This window comes from Streptomyces sp. SID12488 (assembly GCF_010548275.1).
In the GTDB taxonomy this organism is placed as follows: domain Bacteria; phylum Actinomycetota; class Actinomycetes; order Streptomycetales; family Streptomycetaceae; genus Streptomyces.
Map to the genome: position 1 here is coordinate 440,951 of NZ_JAAGLT010000001.1, position 15,656 is coordinate 456,606.

Genomic DNA, 15,656 nt, shown 5'->3' on the forward strand with positions numbered 1-15,656 from the left:
CCGGGTGCTGCTGGGCAGCGCCCCAAAGGGGCGCGGGGAACTGCGCGACCAGCCACGACGGCGCCGCAGCGGACCGACAACCCCACGCCGCGCCTCCAGCGGAGCGCCTACCCACGGAGGCGGGACATCGTCGGGTCGAACAAGGGCTCCTCGGCGACCACGGCCTCCACACGCCGGTCGAAGTAGCCGATGTGCAACGTCGTTCCGGGGGTGGCCAGTTCGGCCGGCAGCCAGGCGTACGCGATGCCCTTGCCGATCGTGTAGCCGTAGGCGGCGCTCGTCACATAGCCCACAGCCCGGTCGCCCTCGTACACCGGTTCCTTGCCCATCACCACCGACCGCGGGTCCTCGATCGTCAGGCAGGTGAGCTTCCGGCGTACCTCCGCCTTACGGCGTTCCAGTGCCGCCTTGCCGATGAAGTCGCCCTTGTCGAGCTTCACGGCGAAGCCGACGCCTGCCTCGTACGGGTCGTGCTCGTACGTCATGTCGGTGCCGAAGGAGCGGTAACCCTTCTCGAGGCGGAGGCTGTTGAAGGCGCCGCGGCCCGCCGCGATGCCGCCCAGGGGCTGCGCGGCCTGCCAGAGGGTGTCCCAGAGTTTCTGGCCCTGGTCGGCGGTGGTGTACAGCTCCCAGCCGAGTTCGCCGACGTACGACAGGCGCATCGCCGTGACCGGGACACTGCCGATGTAGGCGCGCTTGGCGCGGAAGTACTTGAGGCCGTCGGCCGAGAAGTCCGCGTCCGTCAGGGGCTGGAGGACCTTGCGGGCCAGCGGGCCCCACAGGCCGACACAGCACGTGCCCGGGGTGATGTCGCGGACCTGGACCGTGCCGTCGGCCGGGAGGTGTCGGGTGAACCAGTCGAGGTCGAGGTTGCCGTTGGCGCCGACCTGGAAGAGGTCGCGGCCGAGGCGGGCCACGGTGACGTCGCTGCGGATGCCGCCGTCGTGGTCCAGGAGCAGGGTGTACGTCACCGAGCCGACCGACTTGGCGACCTTGCTGGTGGTGAGGCCCTCCAGGAAGTCGGCGGCACCCGGGCCCGTCACCTCCAGGCGCTTCAGGGCCGTCATGTCGTACATCGCGACCGTCTCGCGGGTCGCCTGGGCCTCGGCGCCGACGATCGGCGACCAGTACTGCGCCGCCCAGTCGTTCGGGGTGGGGACGGAACGGCCTTCCACCAGGGGCGCGTTGGCCTCGTACCACTGCGGGCGTTCCCAGCCGTTCGCCTCCAGGAAGAAGGCGCCCAGTTCCCGCTGGCGGGTGTGGAAGGGGCTGGTGCGGATCGGGCGCGGGTGCCCGGACGGCTGGAGGGGGTGGAGGATGTCGTAGACCTCCACGAAGTTCTGGCAGTCGCGGGCCAGGACGTACTCCGGGGACAGCTGGTGCGGCTCGAAGCGGTTGAGGTCGCACTCGTGCAGGTCGAAGGAGGAGCAGTAGCCGTCGACCAGCAGCTCGGCCATCGCCCGGCCGACGCCCGCCGAGTGGGTGACCCACACCGCCTCGGCGACCCAGAAGCCCTTGACGTCCTGGGACTCGCCGAGGAGCGGGAAGTTGTCGGTGGTGAAGGAGAACAGCCCGTTGATGCCCTCCTCGACCTTCGCTTCCTTCGTGGCGGGGAGCAGTGACTGCGTCTCCGTCCAGGCGTCCGCGAAGTCGTCCTCGGTGAACTTCAGCACCGAGGGCATTCCTCCGGCCGTGTCCGCCTCGTCGAAGGAGAGGATGTCGTCGGCCGAGATCGGCATCGGGCGGTGGCCGTAGTAGCCGATGCCGATGGCGTCGAAGCGGTCGCGGTAGTAGAGGTCGGCGTCCTGGTGGCGCAGGATCGGGCGGACCGCCTCCTCCGTCTGGCCGGCGAGGGCGGGGACCGGGCCGGTCCAGGCCAGTTGGTGGGCCAGGGGGGTGAGGGGGAGGTCGAGGCCGGCCATCCGGGCGATCTTCGGGCCCCAGATGCCGGCGCAGCACACGACGATGTCGGCCGGGATCTCGCCCTCGGAGGTGAGGACGCCCGTGACCCGGCCGTCGGTCTGCTGGACGTCCAGCACCTCGTGGCGGGGCAGGAAGGTCACGCCTCGTTCGGTGGCCCGGCGGATCTGGGCTTCGACTGCGAGGACCGCTTTCGCCAGGCCGTCCGTGGGGACCAGAAGGCCGCCCAGGACCCGGTCGCGGTTCAGCAGCGGGTGCTGCTCCGCGCACTCGTCGGCGGTCAGCAGGCGGGACTCGATGCCCCAGGCGGTGATCCAGCCGTGGCGGCGGTGCAGTTCGGTGAGGCGCTCGGGGGTGGTGGCCACTTCGAGGCCGCCGACCTGGAGGAAGCAGGGCTGGCCGTCGACGTCCAGGGAGCAGAACTTCTCGACGGTGTAGCGGGCCAGCTCGGTCATCGTCTTGGACGAGTTCGTCTGGAAGACCAGCCCCGGGGCGTGCGACGACGAGCCCCCGGTGGCGGGCAGCGGGCCCTGGTCGACCACGGTCACTTCGGTCCAGCCTCGCGCGGAGATCTCGTCCGCGAGTGCCGCGCCGACGACGCCCGCTCCGATGATGACCACTCGGGGTCCCGCCATCGCCGCACCTCCGGTTGAAAACCAGTCCAGGCCCTCAGTGTCAGTTGCTTGCTACGCAACATGACTCAGGTTGCGCAACTCAATGTGCCTGCCGCACAGGTGGGTGTCAAGAGGGTCCGGGAGTCGGAGAACCGGCCGGAGCACCGGCTGCGAAACGGCCCTGAACACGGCGACGCCCGGTGGGCGGTGTGCGTGAACGCACACCGCCCACCGGGCGGTCGTACTCGACGGGATCCAGGCGGGACCAGGTGCTGCTTGATCCAGGTGCTACTTGATCCAGGCGTCCACCTTCGCCTTGTTGGCGTCGACCCACTTCTTCGCCGCCGCCTCGGGGGTCATCTTGTCCTCGGCTATGTACTTGGCCACGGTGTTCTGGTCGTCGTTCGTCCAGGTGAAGTTCTTGACCAGGTCATAGGCGGGGCTGCCCGACTTGGCGAACTTCGCGCTGACGATCTTGTCGAGCTTGTACACGGGGTAGTCGCAGGCGACCTTCTCCGCGTCGGCGTCGCAACCCGCCTTGTACTCGGGCAGCTTGACCTTGACCAGGGGCACCTCGGACATGAACCACTGGGGCTCGTAGAAGTACCCGATCACCCATTCCTTGTTCTTCTCCGCCTTGCGGAAGGCCTGGATGAGCGCGGTCTCACTGCCCGCGTACACCACCTTGAAGTCCAGCTTCAGGTTCTTCACCAGCGACTCGTCGCTGGTGACGAACGACGGGTCGCCGTCGAGGAGCTGGCCCTTGCCGCCCGACTCGGAAGTCTTGAACTTGGCCGCGTACTTGTTCAGGTTCTTCCAGTCGGTGATGTCCGGGTGCGCCTTGGCCAGCCACGGCGGCAGGTACCAGCCGATCAGGCCTTCGTTGCCGGTCGGGCCGACCTCGACGGCGGTCTTCTGGTCGGTGATGTACTTCTTCTTCAGGTCGTCGTGACCCCAGTTCTCGATGACGGCGTCGACCTCGCCCGTCCCGAAGCCCTGCCAGGCGATCTCCTCCTTCAGGTCCTTCTTGGTGACCTTGCACCCGAGGTCCTTTTCCGCGACGTACGCGACGACCGCCGCGTTCGCCTCGTAGCCGACCCAGGGGTTGACCGCGAGGTTGAAGGTGCCGCACTTCGCGGAGGACCCGGAGGAGTTGGAGCCCGCGGAGTCGTCGCCTACCTTCGCGCCGCCGCAGGCGGTGAGGGTGAGGGCGAGGACGGCTGTGCCGGCCGCGCCGACTCTCCACTTTGTTGCTTGCCTTGCCATGGTGGGTTAGCTCCTTACGCGCTGCTACGCCGCGCCGCTGCCTGAGTGATCCGGTCGAACATGACTCCGAGAAGGACGATGGCCAGCCCCGCCGCCAGCCCCTTCCCGTACAGCTGCCCCTGCGAGAAGCCGGCCACGACGTCGTAGCCGAGGGCGCCCGCGCCTACCAGGCCGCCCACAACAACCATCGACAGCACGTAGATCAGACCCTGGTTGGTGGCCAGGGTCAGGGCTCCGCGTGCCATCGGCAGCTGGACCTTGGTGATGATCTGCCAGGTGTTGCACCCGGCGGAGGTGGCCGCTTCCACGGTGGTCGCGGGCACGGTCCGTATCCCGTCCGCGATGATCTTCATGGCGACGGGCGCCGCGTAGACGATGGCGGCGACGATCGCCGTGAAGCGGGTCGCGCCGAACAGCGCGAGGAACGGTACGAGGTAGACGAACGGCGGCATGACCTGCGCCGCGTCGAGGGTGGGCCGGATCAGCCGGTCGGCGATCGGGCTGCGCCCCATCCACACGCCGACGACGACGGCCAGCAGCATCGTCATGACCGTGGCGACGAGCGTGGACGCCAGTGTCGTCATGCTGTCCGACCAGACTCCGGTGGCGACCAGCAGGCCGACGCACACCGCTGTGGTGACCCCGGACTTCCAGCCGCCGAGCACCGTGCCGAGCCCGACCAGGACCGCGCCGACGAGCCACCAGGGCGAGTCGGTGAGCAGGGTCTGGAACGGGTTGAGCAGTCCGTTGGTGAGGGCGTCCCGGAAGGCGTTGGTGAGGGCCGACAGGTTGTCCTGCACCCACGTGCTCGCGGTGTCGGCGCCGCTCGCGACGGCGTTGCCGACACTGCCCTCGCCGGGGAACTCCGCCGCCCACACGTAGGTGTGCGACAGGTAGACGAGGACGGCGGCGACGGCCGCTCCCGCCACCACCAACTGCCGTCGCCTGGCGAGGAGTCGGCCGCCCGAACGCCGGGCCGCCTCCTCGCGGACGCTCGCCGCGGTCGTGACCCGGTCGAGGACGATGGCCATCACGACGATGGCGAGGCCCGCGTTGAAGGCCGTACCCACGTCGAGCGACTGCAGGGCCTGGATGACGGTCTTGCCGAGGCCGGGCGCGTCGATCAGGGCGGCGATGGTCACCATGGCGAGGGCGGCCATGATGGTCTGGTTGACGCCCATCACCACGGTCCGCTTCGACATCGGCAGCAGGACCTTCAGCAGCGACTGCCAGCGGGTCGCGCCCAGCGAGTCGGCCGCCTCGACCGTCGTCTCCGGCACGGACCGGATGGCGTGCGCGGTGATGCGGATCGCCGGCGGGGCCGCGTAGACGACGGTGGCGATGGTCGCGGAGGCGCCGCCGATGAGAAAGAACAGGGTCAGCGGGGCGAGGTAGACGAAGGTGGGCATCGTCTGCATGAAGTCCAGAACGGGCGTCATGACCTTGTTGAACCGGTCGGACAGCCCCACGCACACACCCAGCGGAATCGCGAACAGCAGCGCCACGAGCACCGCCGTCAGCGTCAGGGCGAGCGTGTCCATGCTCTCCTGCCACAGCCCCTGCAGCCCGAAGAACACGAACCCGGCCACGGTCAGCAGCGCCACCCGCCAGTTGCCCACGGTCCACGACACGAACCCGGCGATCCCGACGACCCCGAGCCACCCGATCTGCGGCAGCGGCCTCGAGTCGGACGGCTGGGAGATCAGATGCTGGACGAAGGTCGCCAGGTTGTCGATGACCAGGCGGATCTCGTTGAAGAAGTAGAGGAAGAGCGGGCTGGAGTTGCGGTTGGCGCCGATCGAGTCGTAGACGTCGTTCAGCCACCGGTGCAGGTCGGTGAGGTCCGCCGCCGCGAGGGTGAGGGTGTTCGTGCCGCGCAGTACGGCGAACAGCACCAGCCAGACGACCAGGATCGCCCCGACCACCATGCGTCGGCTGACCCGGCGTACGGCGGCGACGGGCGCGGCGGCCTCGGGCACCGCATCCTCCGGCCCGGGTGCCTCCGGTGTCGGGGGTTTCTCCATGGCGACGGTCATCGCGCGCCGCCTTCCTGTCCCTGTCCGGCGACTTCCTGCCCGGCGACGACCGCGAGGATCTCCTCGTCGCCGACGATGCCGAGCAGCTTGCCGTTCTCGACGACCTTGACCGGCTTCTCGGCGGCCAGAACGGCCCGGGTGGCTTCCCGTACGACGACGTCCGGCCCCAGCTCGGGACCGTCGAGGGCGTCGCCGTCCACCGCCGGGCGCATGATCCAGCGCAGGGTGAGGACGTCGGCGCGCGGCACGTCCTTCACGAACTCACGTACGTAGTCGTCGGCGGGAGCGCCCACCAGCTCGTCCCCGGTGCCGCACTGGACCATCTTGCCGTCGCGCATGATGAGGATGCGGTCGCCCAGTTTGAGCGCCTCGGAGAGGTCGTGGGTGATGAACACCATCGTCTTTCCGACCTCGTGGTGCAGCCGGATGACCTCGTTCTGCATGTCCCGGCGGATCAGCGGGTCGAGCGCGGAGAACGGCTCGTCGAAGAGAAGGACCTCCGGATCTCCCGCCAACGCCCTTGCCAGGCCCACGCGTTGCTGCATTCCGCCGGAGAGCTGGTCGGGGTAGGAGTTCTCGTACCCGGAGAGGCCGACGAGCTCGACGACCTCCAGGGCCCGCTTCATGCGTTCGGCCCGGCCCATCCCGCGTATCTCGAGCCCGAAGGAGACGTTGTCGACGACCCGCCGGTGCGGAAGCAGCCCGAAGTGCTGGAAGACCATGGAGAACTTCTGGCGGCGCAGCTCGCGCAGCCGCTTGTCGTCGGCGTCGCGGATGTTCTCGCCCTCGAAGACGATCTCACCGGCGGTGGGTTCGATCAGCCGGGTGAGACATCGCACCAGGGTCGACTTGCCGGAACCCGACAGACCCATGACGACGAACACCTCACCGGGCGCCACGTCGAAGTCGATGTCGCGTACGGCGGCGGTGCATCCCGTACGGTCCATCAGCTCGCGCCGGGTGAGCCCGCACAGCTCCTCCGATTCGGGCACCCTCTCGGCCTTCGGCCCGAACACCTTCCACAGGCCGCGCACGGAGATGACCGGCGTGCCGTCCGAGTCCTGGGGCGTGCCGCGCCGCTGCGGCACCTCGGTCTGTACTGGGGTCACGATCGACCTCTTTTCGGCGTTCAGCCGCGGAACCAGTGCTGCGGCCGGGGTTGGATGTTCTGCCAGATGTGCTTGGGCTCTCGGTACTCGTCCAGGCCGCTCGGTCCCAGCTCCCGGCCCACACCCGAATGCCCGAAACCACCCCATTCCGCCTGCGGCACATAGGGGTGGTAGTCGTTGATCCACACGGTGCCGTGGCGCAGCCGCCGGGCGACCCGCTGGGCCTTCCCGCCGTCCTGCGTCCAGACGGCCCCGGCGAGGCCGTACTCGGTGTCGTTGGCGATGCGTACGGCATCGTCCTCGTCGCCGCTGAAGCGCTCCACCGTGAGCACGGGCCCGAAGGACTCCTCGTGCACCACACGCATGTCCTGCGTGCACTCGTCGAGCACGGTGGGCGGGTAGTAGTGGCCGTCGGCGAGCGCGGGATCGTCCGGCCGCTCACCGCCGCAGCGCAGTACGGCACCCTCGGCGAGCCCGGCGGCGACATACGCCTCGACCTTCGCCAGGTGCCCGGCGGAGATCAGCGCGCCTGTCTCGGCCTCGGCGTCGAAGGGCCCGCCGAGCCGGATCTGCCGGGCCCGCCGGACGACCTCGTCCACGAACCGGTCGTGGAGGGAATCCTCGACGATGAGCCGCGCACCGGCGGAGCAGACCTGCCCGGAGTGCAGGAAGACGGCGGTGAGGGCGAAGTCGACGGCCGTCTCGAAGTCGGCGTCGGCGAACACGACGTTGGGGTTCTTGCCGCCGAGCTCCAGGGCCACCTTCTTCACGCCGGCGGCGGCGGTGGCCATGACGCGCTTGCCGGTCTCCAGTCCCCCGGTGAAGGAGACCATGTCGACGGCGGGGTCCTCCGAGAGCGGAGCGCCCACCTCGGGCCCGGCCCCCAGGACGAGGTTGGCAACACCGGCGGGCAGCCCGGCCTCCGTCAGCGCCCGCATCAGCAGGATCGAGGTGGAGGGAGTGAGTTCGCTCGGCTTGAGAACGATCGTGTTGCCGGCGAGAAGGGCCGGGGCGACCTTCCAACTGGCTTGCAGGAGAGGGTAGTTCCAGGGAGTGATGAGCCCGCACACACCGACGGGCTCGTACACGACACGACTCACAGCGTCGTCGCGGCCGGTATCGATCACCCGGCCGGCATCCGTGCCCCCGATCCCGCCGTAGTGGCGGAAGCAGGAGACGACGTCGGCGATGTCGTACTCGCTCTCCACCAGTCGCTTGCCGGTGTCCAGCGACTCGGCGCGGGCGAACTCCTTGGCGTCGCGCTCGATGATGTCCGCGGTGCGCAGCAGCAGTTGGCCGCGCTCCCGTTCGGGGGTGCGCGGCCAGGGTCCTGTGTCGAAGGCACGGCGGGCGGCGGCTATCGCGGCCTCGGCGTCGGGACGTGTCCCCTCCGAGACGGTGGCGGCGAGCCTGCCGTCAGCGGGACATCGTATTTCGCGGCAGCCGCCGGCCACCGGCTCCCGCCATTCACCGTCCACATACAGGTCTGCCACGCGCCAAGCCTTTCAACAGAAATTCGTTGCGCATCGTGCACCCAATTGCTTGTGGTGGAACACCCTGGCCAATGTGCGGACATACGTCAAGTAGTTGGAAGATGACGATTTCGACAGGGGATCACCAGGTGTCCATCAGGCGCTCCGCCCTTGACCGGAGCGGTCGGCGAGCCGACCATGTTGCGTATCGCTCACCATGTTGTGCAATACGCACCAACGGAGGCCGACGTGTCCCCTAAGTTTCCTCGACCGGTACCGGGCAGTGAGTACGTCCTCACCCTCTCGTGCCCCGACAGCTCGGGGCTGGTCCACGCCGTGAGCGGCTTTCTCGTCCGGAACTCGGGAAACATCCTGGAGAGCCAGCAGTTCGATGATCGACTCCAGGGCCGTTTCTTCATGAGGGTCCACTTCGATGTTTCCGATCCGAACGCGGACCTGGAAAACCTGCGTTACCGATTCGGCCCCGTCGCCGAGGCGTACGGCATCTCCTGGACCCTGCGGGACGCGTCGACCCCGACCCGCACCCTGATCATGGTGTCCAGGTTCGGCCACTGCCTGAACGACCTGCTCTTCCGCCGCCGCACAGGTGGCCTCAACATCGAGATCCCGGCGATCGTCTCCAACCACCGCGACTTCGAGGGCCTGGCGGAGAGCTACGGCATCCCCTTCCACCACATCCCGGTGACGCGGGACACCAAGCCGGAGGCGGAGGCGCGACTCCTGGAGCTGGTACGGGAGTTGGACATCGACCTGGTGGTGCTGGCCCGCTATATGCAGGTCCTCACCGACGACCTGTGCAAGGAGCTGGAGGGGCGCGCGATCAACATCCACCACTCCTTCCTGCCCAGCTTCAAGGGCGCACGCCCGTACGACCAGGCGTACGACCGCGGAGTGAAGCTGGTCGGCGCGACAGCGCACTATGTGACGTCCGACCTGGACGAGGGTCAGATCATCGAGCAGGACGTGGTGCGGGTGGACCACTCGCTCGACCCCGGTGAACTGGTGACGGTGGGCCGGGACGTGGAGGCGCAGGTGCTGGCGCACGCGGTGAAGTGGCACAGCGAGAGCAGGGTGATGGTGGAGGGGAGCCGGACGGTGGTTTTCCGCTGAGGCGGTTGTATACGGGTGTGTTCGGCGGCCACCCGGTCTCGACACCGGGTGGGCACCTCCCGCCCGTCGGGGGTCTTCGGGGAGGTCCTGACCCTGGTGATCGCGGACATCGAGGCGCGGTACGGAGAACGGCGACCGCCGCCCCTACGAGCTGGGCGGCGGTCGTACGGCGACTGGGCCGCCAGCGCCTGACGGCCCTAACCGCTTCTGCTACGACTTCGGCCCGGACCGCCGTGCGCGCCGGACGGCGCGGGTGACTATGGGCGGGAGCAGATCAACGGCTATGCGTGTGGCGCGGCGAGGCAGCGGCTTGGGGCCGTTGCGTACGGCGGACTCCGCCGGCTTCGTGGGCTCTGCCGGCTTGGGCGGCGCCTGCCGCGCCTCGGGCGCCTTCTTCTCGACGTAGTGCCGGGAGACCGGGAACTCCGGCGCCTTCATGCCCTTGGACTTCAGGCGGATGATGCGGTGACCGGCGGCCTCCTGGACGCTGAGGTGGCAGTCGTCCCGCCCCTCGAGCATGGCCAGCAGCTCCTCCTGGACGGTCTCGGGGTCGTCCCAGGTGCCGTACAACTTCTGGGTGCTCAGGCAGATGGGGTTCAGCCCCCGGTTGAGCACGGCCTCCCAGGTCGCGATGGACACGCCGGGCGTGTGCTCGGAGCGGAAGTCGTCCAGCACGACGATGCCGCCCGGCAGCAGCGCGTCGCGGGCCGCGGTGATGTCCCCCTGCACGTGCTCGTACAGGTGCGAGGCGTCGACATGGACCGTCCGACAGGAGTTCGGCTTCACCTCTTGGGGCACCACCGAGCTGGGACCCGCCAGGACCCGCGGCAACTCGTCGTGGAACGAGAGGTAGTTGTCCTCGAAGATCTGCTGGGTCAGCTTGCTGTACGACTTCGTCGCCTCGGCCCGGTTGGACACGTCCGGCGCGTCGCCCTCGAAGAGGTCGCACACCGTGAAGTGCTCGCCCTCCTGCAGATGCCGACCGGTGAAGATCGCACTCTTGCCCATGTACACGCCGACTTCCAGCAGGTCGCCCCGCATGCCCGCAGATTCCTGCCTGTCGAGGAACCAGTTGAAAAGCATCTGGTCGAGGACGGGGAACCAGCCCGGAACATCGTCGAGCCTGTGTGGAAGCGATCGGGTCGTGTCATCCACAGCTGTCATAAGTCACAACGCTCTCTCGTGGGAATGAGCAAGGCGATCAGGCCCAGAAACCTATGAGAACCCTATGGTCCGGTCAATAGCGTTGTGGTGGGCCGGGTCCCAGCCGGTAGCGGGGGCAGGGCGGCACTGTCAGGCGTCAAAACCGATGTTGCCGGGGGCGGCAGCCCCCGGCAACATTCACCACGCCCCGGGCGCCCGGGGCGCCCCCAGAACGACCCTCAGCCGCCCAACCGTTCCAGCACGGCCCGGCGCCACCGTTCCGTCTCCGCGACCTGGTTGAACGTGAACAGGTGCAGCCCCGCCACCCCCGCCCCGGGCGCCGTGAGCGCCCCCCGCATGCGGGAGAGCAGTCGCTCCGGCGAGTAGCCCCCGGGCGCCGCGAAGCGCAGGAACCACGACGCGTGCTTCGTCAGGAAACGCGTCGACTCCCCCACCCCGATCTTCGTCGCCATGGACAGCAGCTTCGCCCGCTGCACAGGCCCCGCGACACCCACGTACACGGGCAGGGAAACCTCCCGCCCTCGTATACGACCCACCCACTCCCCCAGCACGCGCGAGTCGAAGCACAGGTTGCTGACGATGTACGTCGCGTGCTCGCGCTTGTCCCACATGGCCTGGATGGTGACGTCGTCGTGGATGAGGGGATGGCTCTCGGGATATCCGGTGACGCCGACATGTGTGAACGGGCTGCCCAGTTCGCCCAGCCTGCGCAGCACGGGCAGGGCACCCTCGTATGCCCCGGCGGGCGGATTCGCGTCGCCGGCGGGCACGAAGACGTCCCTCACGCCTGTCTCCCGCAACCGGTCGACGACGTCCTTCAGATGCGTGTCGTCCCGCAGCAGCCGGGCCGGCACATGCGGGACGACGCGATAACCGTGCGCCGCCAGCCGACCCACAAGGTCGAGGGTCGGCTCCAGCCCCTTGACCGGCGACGCCGTGACCGTGACCACGACGTCGCGCGGAACGTGGGCGAGGACCTTGTCCTCGGTCGCCTTGGCGGGCAGCACCTCGTAGCGGACGCGCTCCAGCAGTTCCCGGAGCCCCCGGAGCCCCCGCAGTCCTGAGTCGGTCAACGTCTACCCGGCCTGCTCGGCGTCACGGTGGCGGTAGTACGCGGCCTTGGAAGCCGGCAGCGGCTGCTTGCCGAGAATCAGGTCGGCGGCCTTCTCGGCGATCATCATCACCGGCGCGTAGATGTTGCCGTTGGTGACGTAGGGCATGACGGACGCGTCCACGACCCGCAGTCCCTCCACGCCGTGCACCCGCAGACTCTCCGGGTCGACCACCGCCATCTCGTCCGCCGAGGGGCCCATCTTGCAGGTGCAGGACGGGTGCAGAGCCGTCTCGCCCTCCTTGGCGACCCAGTCGAGGATCTCCTCGTCCGTCGCCACCTTGGCTCCCGGGGAGACCTCTCCGTCGTTGTAGGGGGCGAGCGCGGGCTGGCTGAGGAGCTTGCGCGCCACGCGGATCGCCTCGACCCACTCCCGTCGGTCCTGCTCGGTGGAGAGGTAGTTGAAGCGCAGCGCCGGATGCTCCCGCGGGTCCTTGCTCTTGATCTTCACCGAGCCGATGGCGTCGGAGTACATGGGGCCCACGTGCACCTGGTAGCCGTGGCCGCCGGCCGGCGAGGAGCCGTCGTAACGGACGGCGATGGGCAGGAAGTGGAACATCAGGTTGGGGTAGTCGACGTCCTCGTTGCTGCGGGCGAAGCCGCCGGCCTCGAAGTGGTTGGTGGCGGCGGGACCCTTGCGGAACAGCCACTGCAGGCCGATGAAGGGGGCACGCCACTTCGCCATGTACGGCTGCATGGACACGGGCTGCTTGCAGGCGTACTGGACGTACACCTCCAGGTGGTCCTGCATGTTCTCGCCGACGCCCGGGAGGTCGTGGACGACGTCGACACCGAGGGCGCTCAGCTCCTCCGCGTTGCCGACGCCCGACAGCTGGAGCAGCTGCGGGGAGTTGATCGCGCCGCCGCAGAGGATGACCTCCTTGGCGTGGACCTGCTGCAGCGCGCCCTTGCCGCGCTGGTACTCGACACCGACGGCCCGCTTGCCCTCGAAGAGGACCCGGGTGACGAGGGCGCGCGTCTTGACGGTGAGGTTGGGCCGCTTCCGGACGGGCTTGAGGTACGCCTTGGACGCCGAGAGCCGGCGGCCCCGGTGGACGTTCCGGTCGAACTTGGCGAAGCCCTCCTGCCGGTACCCGTTGACGTCGTCGGTGGGTGCGTACCCCGCCTCCTCGGTGGCCTTGAGGAAGGCGCCGAAGAGGGGGTTGGTGGCCGGGCCGCGTTCGAGGACGAGGGGGCCGTCGTGGCCGCGGAACTCGTCGTCCGGGTCGGCGGCGAGACAGTTCTCCATGCGCCGGAAGTACGGCAGACAGTGGGCGTAGTCCCACTTCTCCATGCCCGGGTCGGCCGCCCAGCGCTCGTAGTCCAGGGGGTTTCCGCGCTGGAAGATCATGCCGTTGATGCTGCTGGAGCCGCCGAGCACCTTGCCGCGCGCGTGGTAGACGCGTCGGCCGCCCATGTGGGGTTCGGGCTCGGACTCGTACTTCCAGTCGTAGAACCGGCTGCCGATGGGGTAGGTCAGCGCCGCGGGCATGTGGATGAAGACGTCCCACGGGTAGTCGGGCCGGCCGGCCTCCAGGACCAGCACCCGGTTCGCCGGGTCGGCCGAGAGCCTGTTCGCAAGTGCGCTGCCGGCCGATCCGCCGCCGACGATGACGAAGTCGTATTGCAGGGGAGCCATGATCTCTCGTCTCGCTCGCGCCGTAGATACGCGAGGCATGCTAATCCAGTAGCGCCATACGCACCAGGTTGCGGGAAGCGCAACATGAAAGCTCTTGGTTTCCGGGTGGTTACTTGCAATGGCGTTGTTTACTGCGCGTATAGTTTCGCTGTGAGCAACCACAGCACAGACACCGAAACGTCCAATTCACAGGCCGGCGGAGTGCAGTCGGTCGACCGCGCGATCAGCGTTCTGGAGATTCTCGCCCAGCGTGGCGAGGCAGGCGTCAGTGAGGTCGCTGCCGAGATCGATGTTCACAAATCCACCGCTTTCCGGCTGCTCGGCGCCCTGGAGGCGCGCGGTCTGGTAGAGCAGGCGGGCGAGCGTGGCAAGTACCGTCTCGGCTTCGGCATCGTGCGGCTGGCCGGCGCGGTCACGGGCAGTATCGACATCACCCAGCAGGGCCGCCCGGTGTGCGAGCAGCTCGCCGAGGAGATCGGCGAGACCGTCAACATCGCCGTGATGCAGGAGCACTACGCCGTCAACCTGTTCGAGGCTCGCGGCCCCGGAGCCGTCAGCGCGTACAACTGGGTCGGCCAGCTGACCCCGCTGCACGCCACCTCCAGCGGCAAGATCCTGCTGGCCCACCTGCCCACGAAGGATCGCGCAGCGCTGCTGAACGGGGCAGGCCTGAAGAAGGTCACCCCGCACACCATCACCGCGAAGACGAAGCTGGAGAAGGATCTCGCGGAGGCGCGGGAGCGGGGTTATGCCTGGACGCAGGAGGAGCTGGAGCTCGGGCTGCACGCGATGGCCGCCCCGATCCGCGACCGCACCGGGACGGTTGTCGCGGCGGTGAGTGCGTCGGGGCCCTCCTACCGGTTCACGACGGAGCGGCTGCATGAGCTGGCGCCGCTGCTGGTGAAGGGTGCGGCGGAGATCAGTCACCGGATGGGGTATCTGGGCTGAGTTCGTTGAGCGCGGACGGGTGGGGGCTTGTCCCGCAGTTCCCCGCGCCCCTTAAAGGAGGGCTGCGCCCCCTTTAAGGGCGCGTGCCCAGTCGCTCGGTCACCCAGTCGTGGAACGCCCCGATGTGGTGCTCGCTCGGCACCAGGACGCCGCCCTTCGCGTAGAGCCGGGAGTGCATTCCGGGCTGAGTGCGCTCACAGGCCTCGAAGTCCTGGCGGTTGACCCGGTCGAAGAGTTCCACGGACCGGCTGACGTCCTTGCCGCTCTCGACGACGTGCGGGAGATACAGCCAGTCGCACTCGACGATCGTGCGGTCGGCGGCCACCGGGTACATACGGTGGAAGATCACGTGGTCGGGTACGAGGTTGATGAACACCTGCGGTTTGACGGTGATCGCGTAGTAGCGGCGGTCCTGGTCCTCGGCGACGCCCGGGATGCGGTCGAGGCCCTCGGAGCCGTCGATGGTGAACCCCTGGACCTCCCCGCCGAACTCGGCGCCGTGGCCGACGTAGTACTGGGCGGCGTACCCGTCGGCGAACTCGGGGAGCACCTCGGTGAGTTCGGGGTGGATCGTGGCGCAGTGGTAGCACTCCATGAAGTTCTCGATGATGAGCTTCCAGTTGGCCTTCACGTCGTAGACGATCCGCTTGCCGACCGAGAGGTTGTCGATGTCGTAGTGCTCGATCGACTCGACGTCACCGAGCCGGCCGACGACCTCGCCGATGACGTCCTCCTCGAAGGAGGGCGGGTTCTCCGCGAGGCAGACCCAGACATAGCCGAGCCATTCCCGCACGGCCACGCTCACCAGGCCGTACTCGGTACGGCCGACGTCGGGCATCTTGGTGAGGTTGGGCGCGGCGACGAGTTTGCCGTCCAGGCCGTACGTCCAGGCGTGGTAGGGGCACTGAAAGGCCCGCTTGACCTCGCCGGACTCCTCGGTGCAGAGCTTGGCGCCGCGGTGCCGGCAGACGTTGAAGTAGGCGCGGATCGAGTTGTCCCGCGCCCGCGTCACGAGGATGCTCTCGCGGCCCACGTCGACGGTCCGGAACGCCCCGGGCTTCGCCAGTTCGGACGCGCGCGCGACACAGAACCACATGGTCTCGAATATGCGCTCCTGCTCCTGCGCGAAGATCCCCGCGTCCGTGTAGGAGGAGCCGGGCAGGGTCGCGATCAGACTGTCGGGCAGACTGGGCGAGGTCACGGTGCACTCCTCGGATAAACGTCGTGGTCGTGTGGATCGGTCACT

The 15,656-nt window shown here is 68.5% G+C and carries 11 protein-coding genes; 2 read left to right on the forward strand and 9 right to left on the reverse strand.

All coding sequences use genetic code 11. The annotated features are described in order from the left end of the window. Nucleotides 1-107: 107 nt before the first annotated feature. The 5 genes from G3I56_RS02015 to G3I56_RS02035 form a co-directional block, all read right to left on the reverse strand. Nucleotides 108-2,555, reverse strand: coding sequence for an FAD-dependent oxidoreductase (locus G3I56_RS02015; protein WP_164406769.1), 2,448 nt, complete (start codon nucleotides 2,553-2,555; stop codon nucleotides 108-110). A gap of 267 nt (nucleotides 2,556-2,822) precedes the next feature. After that, a complete protein-coding gene (locus tag G3I56_RS02020; RefSeq protein ID WP_164406771.1) occupies nucleotides 2,823-3,800 on the reverse strand; it encodes an ABC transporter substrate-binding protein in 978 nt (325 codons plus the stop codon). A gap of 14 nt (nucleotides 3,801-3,814) precedes the next feature. Then, the gene (locus G3I56_RS02025; protein ID WP_164406772.1) at nucleotides 3,815-5,836 is read right to left on the reverse strand and encodes an ABC transporter permease subunit; all 2,022 of its coding nucleotides are present in this window, start codon (nucleotides 5,834-5,836) and stop codon (nucleotides 3,815-3,817) included. Further along, nucleotides 5,833-6,945, reverse strand: coding sequence for a glycine betaine/L-proline ABC transporter ATP-binding protein (locus G3I56_RS02030; RefSeq protein ID WP_164406773.1), 1,113 nt, complete (start codon nucleotides 6,943-6,945; stop codon nucleotides 5,833-5,835). The genes G3I56_RS02025 and G3I56_RS02030 overlap by 4 nt, the downstream gene beginning before the upstream one ends. A gap of 20 nt (nucleotides 6,946-6,965) precedes the next feature. Continuing rightward, nucleotides 6,966-8,438, reverse strand: a complete 1,473-nt coding sequence (locus G3I56_RS02035) for an aldehyde dehydrogenase family protein (RefSeq protein WP_164406774.1) — start codon at nucleotides 8,436-8,438, stop codon at nucleotides 6,966-6,968. Between the two features lie 228 nt (nucleotides 8,439-8,666). On the opposite strand from G3I56_RS02035, the gene purU reads away from it, so the two are divergent. Further along, nucleotides 8,667-9,548 (forward strand): formyltetrahydrofolate deformylase, encoded by an 882-nt coding sequence (gene purU, locus G3I56_RS02040; protein WP_164406776.1) that lies wholly within the window; start codon nucleotides 8,667-8,669, stop codon nucleotides 9,546-9,548. A 210-nt stretch (nucleotides 9,549-9,758) separates the two neighbouring features. Here the strand turns inward: purU and G3I56_RS02045 are convergent, their stop codons facing one another. From G3I56_RS02045 to betA, 3 genes are all read right to left on the reverse strand, one after another. Further along, the gene (locus G3I56_RS02045) at nucleotides 9,759-10,631 is read right to left on the reverse strand and encodes a class I SAM-dependent methyltransferase (protein ID WP_164406777.1); all 873 of its coding nucleotides are present in this window, start codon (nucleotides 10,629-10,631) and stop codon (nucleotides 9,759-9,761) included. A 299-nt stretch (nucleotides 10,632-10,930) separates the two neighbouring features. After that, on the reverse strand, nucleotides 10,931-11,785 hold the full coding sequence (locus tag G3I56_RS02050; protein ID WP_239134637.1) for a methylenetetrahydrofolate reductase: 855 nt from the start codon (nucleotides 11,783-11,785) through the stop codon (nucleotides 10,931-10,933). A 3-nt stretch (nucleotides 11,786-11,788) separates the two neighbouring features. Continuing rightward, nucleotides 11,789-13,462, reverse strand: coding sequence for a choline dehydrogenase (gene betA / locus G3I56_RS02055; RefSeq protein WP_164406778.1), 1,674 nt, complete (start codon nucleotides 13,460-13,462; stop codon nucleotides 11,789-11,791). Between the two features lie 201 nt (nucleotides 13,463-13,663). Here betA and G3I56_RS02060 point away from each other — a divergent pair, with 201 nt between their 5' ends. Continuing rightward, nucleotides 13,664-14,410 (forward strand): IclR family transcriptional regulator, encoded by a 747-nt coding sequence (locus tag G3I56_RS02060; RefSeq protein WP_164407223.1) that lies wholly within the window; start codon nucleotides 13,664-13,666, stop codon nucleotides 14,408-14,410. A gap of 73 nt (nucleotides 14,411-14,483) precedes the next feature. Here the strand turns inward: G3I56_RS02060 and G3I56_RS02065 are convergent, their stop codons facing one another. Next, nucleotides 14,484-15,611, reverse strand: coding sequence for an aromatic ring-hydroxylating dioxygenase subunit alpha (locus G3I56_RS02065; protein WP_164406780.1), 1,128 nt, complete (start codon nucleotides 15,609-15,611; stop codon nucleotides 14,484-14,486). Nucleotides 15,612-15,656: the final 45 nt, after the last annotated feature.